The sequence below is a fragment of the Anaerobiospirillum sp. NML120511 genome (genome assembly GCF_023050955.1).
In the GTDB taxonomy this organism is placed as follows: domain Bacteria; phylum Pseudomonadota; class Gammaproteobacteria; order Enterobacterales; family Succinivibrionaceae; genus Anaerobiospirillum.
The window spans coordinates 21,170-36,131 of record NZ_JALKIK010000026.1 but is presented as its reverse complement, the minus strand read 5'-3'; the positions used below and the strand labels follow the sequence as shown (position 1 = coordinate 36,131).

At 51.9% G+C, this 14,962-nt stretch carries 6 protein-coding genes; 1 reads left to right on the top strand and 5 read right to left on the bottom strand.

Translation table 11 applies throughout. The annotated features are described in order from the left end of the window. Positions 1-428 precede the first annotated feature (428 nt). Positions 429-6,377: an autotransporter outer membrane beta-barrel domain-containing protein gene (locus MXE39_RS08325; protein ID WP_246978414.1), complete on the top strand. Its 5,949-nt coding sequence runs from the start codon at positions 429-431 to the stop codon at positions 6,375-6,377. A 301-nt stretch (positions 6,378-6,678) separates the two neighbouring features. On the opposite strand, the gene MXE39_RS08320 is transcribed toward MXE39_RS08325, so the two are convergent. The 5 genes from MXE39_RS08320 to MXE39_RS08300 all read right to left on the bottom strand — a co-directional run bounded on the left by MXE39_RS08320 (position 6,679) and on the right by MXE39_RS08300 (position 13,855). Beyond that, positions 6,679-6,885 carry a hypothetical protein gene (locus tag MXE39_RS08320; protein WP_247073972.1) on the bottom strand — a complete coding sequence of 69 codons (207 nt, stop codon included), beginning with the start codon at positions 6,883-6,885 and terminating at the stop codon, positions 6,679-6,681. Between the two features lie 263 nt (positions 6,886-7,148). Continuing rightward, the gene (locus MXE39_RS08315; RefSeq protein WP_247073970.1) at positions 7,149-7,451 is read right to left on the bottom strand and encodes a hypothetical protein; all 303 of its coding nucleotides are present in this window, start codon (positions 7,449-7,451) and stop codon (positions 7,149-7,151) included. A gap of 919 nt (positions 7,452-8,370) precedes the next feature. Continuing rightward, positions 8,371-8,775, bottom strand: coding sequence for a hypothetical protein (locus MXE39_RS08310; RefSeq protein ID WP_246978416.1), 405 nt, complete (start codon positions 8,773-8,775; stop codon positions 8,371-8,373). Between the two features lie 386 nt (positions 8,776-9,161). Beyond that, positions 9,162-9,854, bottom strand: coding sequence for a response regulator (locus MXE39_RS08305; protein WP_246978417.1), 693 nt, complete (start codon positions 9,852-9,854; stop codon positions 9,162-9,164). A gap of 611 nt (positions 9,855-10,465) precedes the next feature. Continuing rightward, positions 10,466-13,855, bottom strand: coding sequence for an ATP-binding protein (locus MXE39_RS08300; RefSeq protein WP_246978419.1), 3,390 nt, complete (start codon positions 13,853-13,855; stop codon positions 10,466-10,468). Positions 13,856-14,962: the final 1,107 nt, after the last annotated feature.

Sequence of the window (14,962 nt, the reverse complement as noted above, 5' to 3'; positions counted from 1 at the left end):
ACCATAGACATTAAGCGAAGAGCTGATCTGATGTTATTGCACTGTCTGGCATCGGTCAGCTGTGATCAGAGGATAGACTCTGATCGAGGCTTAATCATGGACAAAAGATTATCTACGCTTTAGCCGTCCATGACAGCCCGTGGTCATAACGACCTGAACGAAAAACGTTAGAATCTGTCAGCCAGGCCAGCCGGACCCATCAATTCTCAGTCCGGCAGCCCGTGATTTTCATTTAGTACCTGTTTCATCACGAAAACAGAACATGCTTACCTGCCGCCCCTGGATCTGTAAACCCGGGAGTTCTTCAATACCTGCCTGAGCACTGCTACAACAGCTGCACAGGAGTATATGTCAAGACTGGCACCATGCATTTCTGGGACAGCTGCCTGCCTGGTCGGGATTCAAATTATCCAAGCGAAAAACGAAACATGAAACTTTCCAACAACGCCATCAAATTCCTGATGGCTCAGTATCGCGCAATCTACAAGAACGCCTACGTCAAGGGTCTTGCAACTGCCGTCATCCTGACCGCCGGCCTCGCCGCCGCCCAGGCTCAGGCTGCAACAACTATCAGCAAGCTCACCGATCTGGCATCTGGCGATGCAGTTGAGCTTAATGGTGACTCAGCCAAACTCGCCGTTGAAGGCAGCGGCACTGGCGCTAAGTGGGACCGTGTAGTTACTATTAAAGGTGATACCAAAAACCTTACTGCAAACTTCATCAAGTCTAAAACCGCAGACCTTGGCCTGACCGGTACTGGTACTCTTACATTAGAAGAGACCACAAATGCAGCTAACGGCCTGCTTTTAGATGCCTCCGGTGGTAATCTCTCTATACTTCTATCTGAGGTGAACCTTAACGGCGGTACTATCAAGGTCAGCAATAGCGCTCACAAAGCTTCTCTGTCTGCTGACACCATCAACATCGGCATGTCCGGAACCAAGGCTTCCAACATCATTGTTGGCGATGCAACCCAGACTGATGTAACAAAATCTGCAGTTTTAGGCAGCTCAGCCGCTGTAATCAACCTTGGTAAGAGTGGCTCTATTACCATTTCCGGTAAAACCAATGCCGGATCTGCTGTAGTTGAGGGTCAGCTCAACGGTACTGGTGGTACTGTTCTTTTCACTGCAGAAAACGCTGGTACTTTAAAGACCTGGGGTTCTTCAGACGACCTGAACATTACTGTTAAGGCTGGCACTACAAGCGGCGCAAGAGCAACTGTTGAGCTTGCAGATCTCCCTGCAACCAATGACAAGAATGAAGGCCTGCTGACCATTCAGTCCGGCAACCTTACTATCGAAGGCGCTGATACAGCAGATAAAGCTGGTTTACTTACCCTTGCAAAGGGCACTATTGATCTTGGTGAAAAGGTAGTCATTAAGACTCCTACTGCTGATAAAGCTAAGATCGTTATTGGCTCTGGCGATAATGTTTCCACACTCAAGGCAACCAAGACACAGCTGTCCTCTTTCCTTTCTGGAAATAAAGGCACTGTTAATGTTACCGCTAAGAGCACCATATTCTTAAAGCCAGAAGGTGAAGCCACTTCCGTAGACATAGGCGGACTGAAGTTTAAGAACGGCACTGATGAAGCAGGCAGCCTTAACTTTGCTGATGGTGGCACCATTGCAGCTGACAATATGCTTGTTTCTGCCGCTCTGGCCGGCACTGCCACCAATACTATCATCAAGGCAAATGACACCTTAACCATTGGCAAGGACTCAACTTTCAAGACTGGTCTTGGTGTTAAGTCAGCTCAGGCTAAGAACCTGACTCTGGCCTCTACTGATGCTTTTGAGCTTGACAAGAGCATCACCCTCCAGGCTCTGAGCACAGAAGCTGCTGTAAACAACGTAGTAAAGGCAGAGACCGGCAAAATCACCGGCAAGGCTCTCCTCAAGACCGGTGGCTCCATCGTAGTCAACGGTGGTGACTACACTGCATCTGGCGATATCACCGTTTCCGGTGGCAGCCTCGAGGTTAAGAATGCTGATGTTGCAGGTTCCAGCACAACAGCTTCATCCTCAACCCTGACTCTCGCTGCAGGCTCAAAGCTGATTCTTGACCACAAGACTGAGGCTAATGACGCTGTTAAGGTCAGCGGAAAGGGCTCCGTACTCGACCTCACCAAGGCCGAAGTTGTTTATGCAGACCCTGCTCTTGTTACAGGAAGCCAGCAAAAGGTCACCCTGACTGCAGACGGTGCAACCATCCGCATTCAGAGCAAAGATCTCCAGCATCTGATGACAACTGCAGACACAAAAGGCGCAATCTTTGACATCAAGTCCAAGGGTGGCGCGCTTGAGGTAGTTGGCGACACTGAGCTCAAGGCAGGTGTATTTAAGAACGCAAACCGTGGTATTAAGCTTGGCACCAGCGGCTCTCTGTCTGTTGATGGCGCTCTTACCATTAGCAATGTAGAAGCAGCCGGTATCGATCTTGGTGCTGACCAGGCAACCAAGGCTGTTATCACTGCCAACAACATTATCGTTAACAAGGCCGACTCACTGCAGGATACAGATCCTGTTACTCTGAAGTCTGGCACCTACACTGTAGTCAGTGGTCTGGAAGGCGGTACCTCTGCTGGCTTTGCCATTGACTCAAAGGCTGCCCTGAACCTGGGTAACCTCAAGCAGGACGCCAAGGGTGCATGGTCTACTGACAATACCGAAGGCGGCGCTGTAGATGCTGCTCTTGAGGTTAAGACTGACGGTGCTCTGAATGTTCAGGCCGGTTCCTGGAACCTTGCTGGTCTTAAGGTAAGCGCCGGTGCTGCTACCGTAGGTAACGCTGCTGCCCTCAAGGATAAGGACGGCAAGGACCTGGCTGTTTCCCTGAAGACCGCCTCAATGGACCTGGCTGGTGGCAAGACCACTGTTTACGCCAATGCTGATGTAAACACTACTACCCTGAGTGCTTCTGGATCCGCTCTTGAAGTAAGCGGCTCCATGACCATCAACGGTAACAGCAATACTGACAAGGACGGCGGCAAGGCAATTAACGGCCTGCAGCTGGCTGCCAGCTCTGTAAACCTGTCCAGCGGCGGTAAGCTCACCTTTGGCTCCAACATTGCCAACAGCGAGTACACCGATGCAGCAAGCGGCGATGGTGTCTTTATCTTCACCAAGAGCGGCTCCAGCATCACCGGTGTTCAGGTAAATGATTCTGTTATTGCTCAGAACGCAATTACTGCAGCTCAGGGCTCAGAGATTACCTTCCAGTTTGGTGAAGACAAGATCTTCAACAAGGATGGTCTGAAGTCCCTCAAGCAGGAAATCCTTGCTACCCCTGACGCTTTCAAGGGTGTTATCAACCTGGGCTCCGGTAATATCGAGGCTCTTAAGGTTGAGAAGGATGAGAGCGGCAACAGCGTAGTTTCATGGAGCGGCAGCGCTGCTGACTATGCTGATGTTCTGCCTAACATCACCAATGATGAGTACAAGAATGCTCAGCTTACCGGCATCAGCGGCTCTGTTGTAACCGGTCACTGGGGTTCTTTCAACTGCCCAACTGCTACTGGTGCTTTCAAGGTAGATAAGAACACCTCCCTGAACAATGCTGCTACTGTTGGCAATGACAAGATCTTTACTGTTGGCAGCGGCGGCAAGGCCATGGGTATTACCGTTGAGGCCAACTCTGTTCTGGCTCTGAACAACGGCGGTAAGGCAGGTGTTCTGACCCTGGGTTCCGGCTCTGAGCTGGCTATCAATGCCTCTGGCGATGCCGTCACCGAGCTTGAGGGACTCAAGGCTGAAAAGGGCTCCGTAAGCATCGACGGTAACACCGTTGTTGCCAAGGACTTCAAGGCCGGCGAGCTTACCTTAAACCGTGATCTGACCGTCAAGTCCGGCACTGCCACTATCGGCATGCTGACCTCCACCGCTGAGAAGGCTGGCAACCTCAAGGTTGACGTTCTCAAGGTTGAGGGCAACGGCTCTGAAGCTGGCAAGATCGACTATGCAGGTTCCATCGAGGCCAACAAGGCTACCTTCGGTGACGAGGCTGCACTTTCCGGCAACCTCAAGTTAGGCGAGTCTTCCTTCACCAGGGAAGTTACCCTCTCCGGTAAGACCAATGCACTGGGCAAGACCAGCTTTGCTGATACAGCCACTGTATCCGGTGGTCAGACTGCTGCTACTGAGGTTTCCCTGAGTGCAGGCAAGACCCTGAACGTCAAGGGTGGCGCTGACTTTACTGCTGATGTTCTGACCGCTGGCAGCGGCTCTGTAATCATGGCCGGTTCTGCTGCTGTTAAGGCTGAGGGTCAGACTCCAGCTGTTGAGGGTACCTCCGGCTTCATTACTGTAGGCCGTGTTGACCTCAAGGGCGGTGAGATTGTTGCCGATCCTGACTACGGTACTGCTTCTTCCATCGTTGCTGTTAAGGCCTTCGGTACAGCCGAGCAGGCTGACGGCACCAAGAGCGGTTTCAATGCCGGCGTTATCAACGGTAAGGTCTACGCTCTGAAGAACTCCATCATTGCTATCGGTTCTGGCAGCAAGGATGAGGTTGTTTCTACCTTCGGCAAGTACTTTGACGAGAATGGCTCTCTGCGTGAGGCTACTGGCACTGCCTCTGAGGTAAGCGCTGTTGCTTTCGTCAACGGCTCCGTAAAGATCGACAGCGGCTCCAGCATTGTTGTTGACAGCGCTGTTGACAACAAGAGCTACAAGGAAAACGCTGCTCAGACCGCTTACGGCTCCAACTCCGTATACCTTGGCAAGAACTCCGCTCTGGCTGTTCACCTGGATGCCATTGGCTCTGACAAGGCTGCCATTACCCTGGGTGCTACCGACGCTACCATTAAGGCTGCCGATACTTCTGCCCGCATTCTGCTGGCAGGTAAGGGCTTCTCTGTAAACAAGAAGCTGGACCTCTTTGACGGCGCTGCACCTGATGCCAAGGTGACTCTCCAGATCGGTGACGCTGCTGAAGCAGCTGCTGATGGTAAGGCCGCTCTGGCTGTTGAGACCATCAACGGTCTGTACCGTGGTGAGCTTGTTGCCGGTGAGGTTCAGGATGGTATTACCCTGAAGTTTGACAGTAATGCAGCTGCTCAGCGCTTCAGCTCCATCTCCGAGCCAGTTCGTCAGTCCCTCTTTGCCTACGCTAACGGCTATGTAAACGCTGATGCCGCTACCGAGGCTGAAAAGGGTCAGGTTCGCGGTGCTCTGGTAAGCGACTTTGTTGCTCAGGATGGCAAGGTATACGCCAAGGGTGCTGATGGCAAGGCTGACACTCAGATGTCAGAGGCTCTGCTGAACAAGAAGCTCGAAGAGGCTGGTCTGTACAATGCCAGGACCCGTTCCCTGAACTTCGTTGCTGACGAGCAGGGTAATGTCTACCAGGCCGCTGACAACAGCGTTCTCAACTACGTACTGGGCAACTCCAGCACTGGTGTTGAGGCTGAGGCTGCTGCACGTTTAGCTGACCTTGGCGGTGCTTCCTTAAGCGCTTACAAGGCCAACAACACCGCCTCTGACGCCATTGCTGCCCGCATGGGTATGGGCGTAGCCGGTGCTGTAACCTCCGCTGCCAACGGTGCAGGTTCTGCCCTGTGGGTAACCCCAACCTACAGAAACTCCGAGTCCGACAGCTTCAATGCTGACGGTGCTACCTACGGTGTTGATATGGATCTGTTCGGCGTAGCTCTGGGTGCAGACTTCGCTGTAATGCCAAATCTCTCCGCCGGTATGATGTTCCATGTAGGTTCCGGTTCTGCTGATGGTCAGGGTGTCGGCTCTGCAGTCAAGAACGACTTTGACTACTACGGCTTCGGCGCTTACGCTGGCTACACCATGGATGCATTCACTGTTACTGCTGATGTCACCTGGACCAGCACTGACAACGATGTTGAGGCCAACTACGACCTGGGCAAGATGTCTGCTTCCATGGACAGCAAGGCTCTGGCTGTAGGCGTAACCGGTCAGTACGACCTTGAGTTCAGCGGTGTTGAGGTAAGCCCACACGCCGGTCTGCGCTTCACCCGTCTGACCCTGGGCGACTACACTGTAGCTCTGGATAACGGCTCTGCTGTTGATTACGATGCCGAAGACATGAACATCATCTCCATCCCTGTCGGTGTAACCATCGGTAAGGAATACGCCACCGAGACCTGGACCATCAGGCCAGTCTTTGACGTAACCCTGACCGGTAACTTCGGCGACAAGGAAAGCAAGGGCACCGCTTCCTGGAGCGGCTCCAACCTGTCAGCTGATCTTACCTCCGAGATCCTCGACGGCTTCACCTGGAGCACCTCTGCTGGTGTTGCCGCCCAGTCTGGCAACCTCGGCATGGGCATTGGTCTGAACTACACCGGTTCTTCCAATGTCACCGACTTTGGTGCCAATGCTACCGTACGTTACGTATTCTAATTAACCTGATATCTGCAGCTTAAGCTGCAGACCCTAAGGTCAGGCAGGATAATACTTTACAAAATATTTAGTTTATCTCTGTCTGACCAATATCAGGAGTTTTACTGTGCAGCCGGGGACTCCCCTGACAGTCAGGAATCAGCAGCCTTTGTACGGTAACGGCAAGCACTGCACAAAGCAGCTCTGATCTCAGACCAGCCATGGAGCATGCCTCTGCGCTGCCCTAAGTGCGTAAGCCTGAGGGCCGGGATTATCCCGTTGTAAAACTGCGTAACTGAATAAAAGGCCATCTGTGCCACGCTTAAGGCGTGATGCAGGTGGCCTTTTTCTTTGCTCCATATTCAAAGAGGCAACCCGGTTGAAGATAAAACCGTTTAAAAGCCGCCCCGTCCGCCAAGAAGCAATTATCCACCACTCCAGCCATGCATGGTCTCACCGCTTCGATGGCGAAAATACCGAATAAATCAGAAAATGCATACATTGAAAATTCATACATCCAGTAGTGCATGCATGACTGTGTGTGCATATAAATCAGTACTTCACTTATAGTTTTAGAAAGTGATACGATTATTTCCTTAAAGCCCTGACATAAAGCAAGTCAGGCTGACTTGCTGACTGGCAGGCAGACTAACTGACTGACTGACTGGCTGGCAGACTGACTGACTTGCAGGCAGCCACTTGTACAGATAGCCACGTCTGCACCAGCCTGCATGGTACGGTGATGCCAATACAGTTTTGACATTACTCCAAGATGGATATTCAGGCCGCTGACTATGATGTTTGAGTATGAGCGGCATCCCCGTAATCTGAGCGTATGAACATTACGCTTAGCATCTGTATGAATGATTTGCCGTAAGTTCCATGGGCTTTACAGCCGTGAACATGTGCTATAACCTCTGTCATGACTTGGCAATATTGTTTGTCACTCCATGCACTGACTATGATGTTTGTCATTTCTATCATGCCCACTGTTCCTGATGGCATAAGATCTTCATTGCTTACGGAGAAAAGACCGCTTCCTGAAAGTAAAGAAAGCGGGCTTTTCACTTTATAAAACACATTGCAAAGAAACATAGCACTGAACACATCGCATTAAGCTATACTGCATTGCGCTATACAGCATTGATCTGTATAGCATCGCGCTGTAATATCCCCTGCAGTTGCTCTATATTCAGCTCCCAGCATAACGACGTAGTACACGCTCTCACACCACTGTACACCTGATTCTCCTGATAAGATCATGCATTGCTGTGCAGTTACAGGCGAGGATAGACAGACTCATACTTTGCCATTCATCACGACATTCAAACGACGTTCATCACTGTCAGCATCCTGCGTTGTCATTCGTCCAGGGTCCTGTACGGTCACTCGCTGCGGCAGAAATGCACTCCAGCGGCCTTTGCTGCGCAGTAGCCTGCTCTCATTAAGCCCTGCCGTTGACCAAACTTGCCTGTAAGCTGACTGGAGTCTGCCAGATGGCTTAAATGGAGCCCTGTATCAGCTGACGACGCGGTTGACTCCACAAGAGCATATGTCTCTCCATCTGCATCAGAATCAGCAAAAGCACTGCAGCTGCTTCTTCACTTTACATGCTGCAGATAAAGCAAAGGCAGGAATATTCCTGCCTTCTTTGTCTTATGTTACTGGCTATCAAGGTAAGTCATGTCAGCTGCAGCCTGTCCTGGTGAGCTGATGATGCTTCCGGACTATTCCCAGCCGCGTTTTTCCTGTCACACACTGCATTGTCACGCTGTGCCATGCAATGCCTTTTGTAATGCAGCACGGATCATTCATGCTATTGCGTGCTGCTGCAGCTGCTTCATGCTACTGCGTGCAGCTTCAGCTGCTTCTTGCTACTGCGTGATGATTCAGCTACTGCGTTATGATTCAGCTGCTGTGTGATGCTTCAGCTGCTTAAGTTACTTCATGGCACATCATGGCACTTCCCTGTATGTTGGCGCTGCGGCTCACAGGTCTGGGTGCCGGGCCTGGGTCACCTGGTGGAGCCGAAGTTGCGCAGGGCGTTCCACATGCCCTTGACTGCCGCACCGGCGGCGCAGGCCATAATCATGTATTTAAAGCTCTGGTAGACCATTACGGCGTGCTTGAGATTGCTTTCAAAGATCTCTGGCTCAATGCCTTCCTTGTTGGCATTGATATACATGAGCTCGCCGTAAAAGGCCCATGGAATAAGGGCAATGGCACCAAAGAATACGGCTGATGGACGGCGCTTTTCCTTATGAAGCAGCATCATGCCATAGAGCAGCCAGGCTGAGGCGACAGCGAGCACTGCATATTCAAGTATGCTCTGGGGAGTAAGCGGGGCACTGATATAGGCCACGGCATAGAGGGCTACCATATATGAGCCATTGAGCATGATGGGACGATAATCTTCCATCTTAATAAATCCCTGAATACTGTTGCTGTGCAGCCGGGCAACCTGAACATATCAGGTAATCCCACGGCGGCAACTGCCATAAAAATGAACCCGGCATATGCCGGGCGGTTATCTGTCCTGCGCCATGCTGTCAGGATCACTGGCGCCTCCACTCTCATCAGGCCTGCCATGTATTCACTCAATCTGACACAGTTGCTGCTCGCTATCATGCGACTCTGTCTTGATCAATCAGGTACTGCCATACTGCAGTTTCTGCACTGGTCTTGTGCCGGTACAGGATCGCTCTGTGGATAGACACAGCGTGCCTTTGCCAGGCATGACCTGCTTTGCAGGTCTGCTGTGCAGGCCTGGCATGGTCAGGTAATTTGCAGGGTCCTGGGCTGTTATCAGTTGATGACCAGGCGGTAGCCTACACCTGTTTCGGTGATAAGAATGGCCGGTGTGGATGGATCATCTTCGAGCTTGGCGCGCAGACGGCCCATGTAAATGCGCAGATAGTGAGGGTGCTCTACATATTCGGCGCCCCAGACGCGCTGCATAAGGTAGCGCTGGGTCAGTACCTTGTTGCTCTCGGCAATCATTGCTGTAAGCAGGCGCATTTCAATCTTGGTCAGGTGCACCATCTGATCGTTCTTGGTAACGATCATCTTAACGGTATCAACAGTTACGTTGGTGCCCAGGTTGATAATGGAATTGTCGGTATGCTCCTTGAGTATGGTCTGACGGCGCATCTGTACGCGGATACGGCCCAGCAGCTCGGAAATACCAAAAGGCTTGGTTACATAATCATCAGCGCCGCTGTCCAGGGCCTGCACCTTCTGCTGCTCATCAGAGCGGGCGGAGAGCACGATAATAGGCACCATGGAGTAATTGCGCAGCTCCTTGATTAAAAAGAGACCATCGCCATCAGGAAGACCAAGATCGAGAACTACCAGATCAGGGGTGCGGGTAGCCGCTTCTATATTGCCCTGTTTAAGGGTACTGGCAGTGTAGACTGTATATCCCTCGTCCGTAAGCACGGTGTATAAAGTCTTGAGAATATGCTCTTCATCTTCAATAACCAGAATAGTAGCGCTCATAAGCCTGTCTCCTGAGCAGTAGATTAATCACGCCACAGCAGCTCCGGCCTCACGGGCTATGCTGGTGCAGCCCCTGTAATGTATCACGTCAGTCGACTTTTGTTAAAGCCGCCTGCACCGACAAAACACTTTTAAGGCCTAATTCTCAAAGCTCATCACACTGTACGCCCCGACCAGCAGCACTTACACGGCTATTTCACAGAGAAATTCAACTTTACGGCACAAAGCCCGGCCCTGCTTTCATCAGCCCTGCAGTTTTCAGTATGCAGTGCCGTGCAGATCTGTCGCATGCCAGGCGCATGGATGGCGCCTGGATGTCTTATACCTCACGCCTGTTCAGATCATGTATCTTTCATGCTTTACTTATGGCATAGAGCTTCATCTGTGCTTAAGGCATGGAGGCAGGACGCCCCGTCAATTGATGCTGCTGACGGTGCCGCTATGGGACCATACAGCTTCAGCAGAAGCAGCGTCAGCGCACAGCAAAGGTCAGGGCACAGGCTCCTGTGCAGGCAGCATCTGGTCAATGCAAGGCGGGAAGCATGTCAGGATGCATTGAGGGAGGCATGGAGCAGTGCAAGGCGGAATTCCTGCTGGGACGCTGTCTTTGCCTAACCAATGATGATATCGTCCCACTTACCTTTCTTGCGAGGGCCGCCACCGGCGGCCTCAAGGGCGGCACGGGCTGCAGCCTGTGCAGCTTCAGATGGCACATCTGTGACTGCAGCTGACGGGTCATCTGTAGCGCTCATGCTCATAAGAGCAACATCATCAGGGTCATCGGTGCTCATTACATCACTGGCTGCTCCGGCAGAAGCGGCTGCCGCAGCGTCAGATGATGCGGCGGTGGTGGCAGGGACTGAGGCTGCTGTCTTTGATGGCTTTTTGCTGAGCGGGCTGTCTATGTCGGCATCACCAGAGGCCTCAATCTTTTTGAGCATGAGATCCTCGTCATCAAGCTCTGGAGGAGCCACGTATGGCAGAGCCAGGGTAAAGCAGGCACCGCCCATGTCTGAGCGTGATGCCGTGATTTCAGCATCGTGGACACTGGCAATGGTCTTAACAATGGCAAGACCAAGACCAACACCGGCTACATGGCTTTCTTTCTGGCCACGTTTGAAAGGATCGAAGATCCTGCTGGCTGAGCCATCATCAGGCAGGCCCGGACCATTGTCTGAAATGGCCATGGTCACTCTGCCATCTTTGAGGGCTGCGCTGATGACAATCTTTGAGCCCTCTGGGCAGTACTTGGTGGCATTATCAAGGATATTGGCCAGCACGCGCTCGAGCAGTACAGGATCGCCATAGAACAGCGGACACTCAGGATCAATGGCTGTGCTTACCTCATAGCGCTTGAGTCTGTCCTTGAGTGTGGCCTTGGCCATGCCTATGAGCTCATCAGCCGGGATCCAGGTCTTCTTGAGGGTTACCGAATCATTTTGCAGACGGGCCATTTCAATTAGATTGCTCATCAGGGTAACAATCCGCTGGGAGCTGTCCACGAGCTCGCGGGCCTCCATCTCGGCTGCGGTCATATCCTGTTTGCGGATACGGTTAAGCAGAGTCTCGGCATTGTTCATAAGCGATGTCAGTGGAGTACGCAGATCATGAGACAGAGACTGCAGCAGTGAGGTACGCAGACGGGCCGCCTCCATATTCATCAATGTCTGGCGTGACTCCTCCACTGAGCTCAGACGCTCCAGTGTCTGAGCGGTAAGACTCATCAGAGCCAGAATCACACGCTGAGTGCCCGGATCCGACCAGCGCTCTCTTACCGGCAGCTGCAACACAGCCACGCCCAACACAGCTGTAGGAATGACCAGAGGCAGGTAAATATTGTTGTCGTCAGCGCGCAGCGGTGGCATCACTCTTTCGTTGCCAGGCCAGGTAAAATTGAGATCAGGCAGCAATGCGGCCTCTTTTCTGTTTTGCAGACACCAGTGCACTACCTTCTCATCAACATTATCAAGACGGGCCTGCTGGCGGGTAAGAGTCTGATCCTTTTCATGGTAGCTCCAGAACTCACACTCAATGCCCAGATTGGAGTGCATGGTTGAGGTCATGATATTGAATACAGCACGTTCATCCACTACTGAGGCCATGTTACGGGCAGCTTCATAGAGCATGCGCGTCTGCTGCTCACGCATATTGGCCTCAAAGGTCATTTCCTGGCGGTGAGAAATAAGACGGGCAGCAACCATGTTTACAATCAGTATTACCAGGAATGACCAGAAATACTGAATATCACGGGCAATGAGCGATCCGCGTGGCTCTACCATCCACAGGTCAAAGAAGAAGATGGAAACAAAGGCCGACAGCGAGGCTGCAATGGTGCCGTAGCGTACTGAGAAGTAAAAGCTTAGCAGCATATAGCCCATGGCAAAGTTGGTACGGTGTACCATGCCATACAGAGGGTAGAATATGCCTGTGAGAACGAGATTGCCCAGCAGCACCTGCCATATACCCATACTGCGGCCGTCACTGCGGCGGAACATACTGGTAAAGCGGTGCAGCAGTGGGGGCACCTTGACCTGATAGGCCAGAGAAAGAATGCTCAGCTCAGGGGCAATTTCCTTGAGAGAGCGGGACACACGGGAAAAACGCCACTTGCCCGCTGGAATAATGGCCACAATGGACAGATTATGCGAACGGGCATAGCCACTGACAGCCTGAGCATAGGATCCGGTTACAGTATCGGTAACAGCACCAAGTGACTGGGCAAAGTTAAGCATTTCATTGATGGCAAGGCGCTCACGTGAGCTCAGCTCATTTTTCTTAACCCATATGCAGTGCCAGCCTCCGGAAAGAGTATGGGCAATACGGGCAGCCTGACGTATGGCATCAAAGTCAGTTACATACTCAAGAACCAGCAGCAGGCCGAAATTGGTGTCACGTACTGATGAGTGGGCTGTTATATGGCGGCTGAGCTTGGCATCACTGTCCACACGTGAGGTCATAATTCGCATGGTCAGCTCACGCAGGGCAATGAGGTTGCTCTTCTTGAAGTAATTGTGATGGGCTTTCTCCAGAGGCCCGGTCATGGTCAGTTTGCCTGAGTTAAGACGGTCAATGAGGTCATCTGGAGTAAAGTCGACAAGGCGGATTTCATCGGCACGATCAAAAATGCTGTCAGGAACGGTCTCAGCTACCTCAATACCGGTAACACGGGACACAATATCCTTCATACTGTCCAGATTCTCAATATTGAGAGTGGAGTAGACATTGATGCCCTCATCAAGCAGCTCATCTATATCCTGCCAGCGCTTTTTATGCACAGAATAAGGCGGATTGGTGACAGGCATAACATCAACGAGCACAGTATCAGGACGGCGCATGATAATACGTGCAATGTCCAGCTTGTCGTAGGCAAAGCCGTTGGCGCTGACCTTCATGCGCTCGATGATTTCAAAATTGCTGACCAGACTGGAAATATCAGCTCTGTTCTGATTTTCAATCCAGCCAATCACAATATCTTCGCCCTGACGGCTCTTTTCAGCAGCCTCAGAGAGCATGGCAAAGGTCTTACCTACACCCGGTGCCGCACCAAGGAAGATCTTGAGCTTGCCACGCTCATTACGGCGCGGCATGATGCTGGCCCCCTGGGAGTCATCGCTGTCTGCAGATCCGCAATCATCTCCCCCGTCCCCATATCCCGCAGCATCATCACTACCGGCACCAGCATAGTCATTATCACTGTCTGACAGTGCCTCAGCCCTGTCTCGTCTCATTTTCATGGAGCCCTGTGAACCATCTCCATTGACAGATCCATCACTCATCCCCTGACCGGCAGACACGCACTCAGCTCCCTTTTGGTCAGCCGGACCTGCAAAATTGCCGGCCGGAATAAGGCAGCTGTAGGCATCATCCATATCGGAAATGCGGAAGTCATCAGAGTCATCAATATCGGCAGGACGTACAGCACCGGCTTCCATCTGCTCAAGCTCTCTGAGCTTAAGTTCCTCGAGGTTCTGAGGGCGTTTGTTCCTGCTGCTGAATGACATAATCACCTCTGTATAAAAATCCGTACCTTTCATGCCCGCCCCAGCCACGCAGGGCACACGACCATCATACCCTGCGACCGCACCGCCAGCGTCGGCAGCTGACATGGAATCAGTCATTGGGAGTTGCCCCTGCGCCTGCATGGGCGGGCCTTACAGGGCCACTACAGGCAGACAAGGTCAGGCAAAGACCTGAGACAGGCCTGACACTTTGCTCCTTTTGAGCCTTAACTGCGGCCTCAAAGGATACTTATGACCACATAATAAGGTCAGCCACATACCCTGTAAAGGCAGTACCTGTTAAGCACAATCAGCACCGGGACTGCGAACATCACAGCACGAGCTGATAACGCTGTATTTACACACTCCACTCCATGAAAACATATGACCTGACGGCCCGCTTACCCCACTTAAACCACAGACCAGCTCTGAGCCGGGCAACAAGCGCCTCCCGCCCGGAACAGAGAGCCCTTAGACATCTGTGCAAACAGACCACAGGCAGCGGCAACGGCAACGACAACGGCAACGGCAACGGCAACGGCAACGGCAACGACTGTCCCGCTCAGGTAACCGTGATGCAAACAATATAAACAGGATGGATGAGGCAGTGAACCGTTGAGTATCGCAATAATGGCATCTGGAATGTACTGTACTGAACAGGCTCTCAAACAGTCCGCCGTGGGGAACAGCCTGTCATGAGCAGGCAACCAGGAACGGTCCGAAGGAAACAGGCACTTTCGCGCTTTATGTATGTATACAGAAGGGAAAATTGCGTCAGCAGCTCAAAACGATACATTTGTAAATATAGAGATGAGAATGACACATTTTGAACAATGCGATTTGTATGGGAAAGGTGTAAGAAAAAAAAGGTATATAAGGGATGGATGGCGAGTGCCTAGATAAATAATTTTGAGGGAAAAATGAGATTTTTTGTTCAGGAGGGTGTACTATGACAAGGAAGCCGCGAGCTGAGAGCTGAAGAACGTCCTGCCGCTCATCATGAAGTTTGACTGCAAAGTCTACGCACAGAGCAGTTACCACTGACAGCAAGCAGGCTCACGACAAACTAGCTCTGCTAAAGAAAAAAGAGGCCCCTCAGGTGCCGGACTG

Bases quoted from the DNA above. Each gene is read 5' to 3' on its own strand.
- MXE39_RS08325 (WP_246978414.1), top strand. From the start codon at position 429: ATGAAACTTTCCAACAACGCCATCAAATTCCTGATGGCTCAGTATCGC.
- MXE39_RS08320 (WP_247073972.1), bottom strand. From the start codon at position 6,885: ATGCACTACTGGATGTATGAATTTTCAATGTATGCATTTTCTGATTTA.
- MXE39_RS08315 (WP_247073970.1), bottom strand. From the start codon at position 7,451: ATGTTTCTTTGCAATGTGTTTTATAAAGTGAAAAGCCCGCTTTCTTTA.
- MXE39_RS08310 (WP_246978416.1), bottom strand. From the start codon at position 8,775: ATGGAAGATTATCGTCCCATCATGCTCAATGGCTCATATATGGTAGCC.
- MXE39_RS08305 (WP_246978417.1), bottom strand. From the start codon at position 9,854: ATGAGCGCTACTATTCTGGTTATTGAAGATGAAGAGCATATTCTCAAG.
- MXE39_RS08300 (WP_246978419.1), bottom strand. From the start codon at position 13,855: ATGTCATTCAGCAGCAGGAACAAACGCCCTCAGAACCTCGAGGAACTT.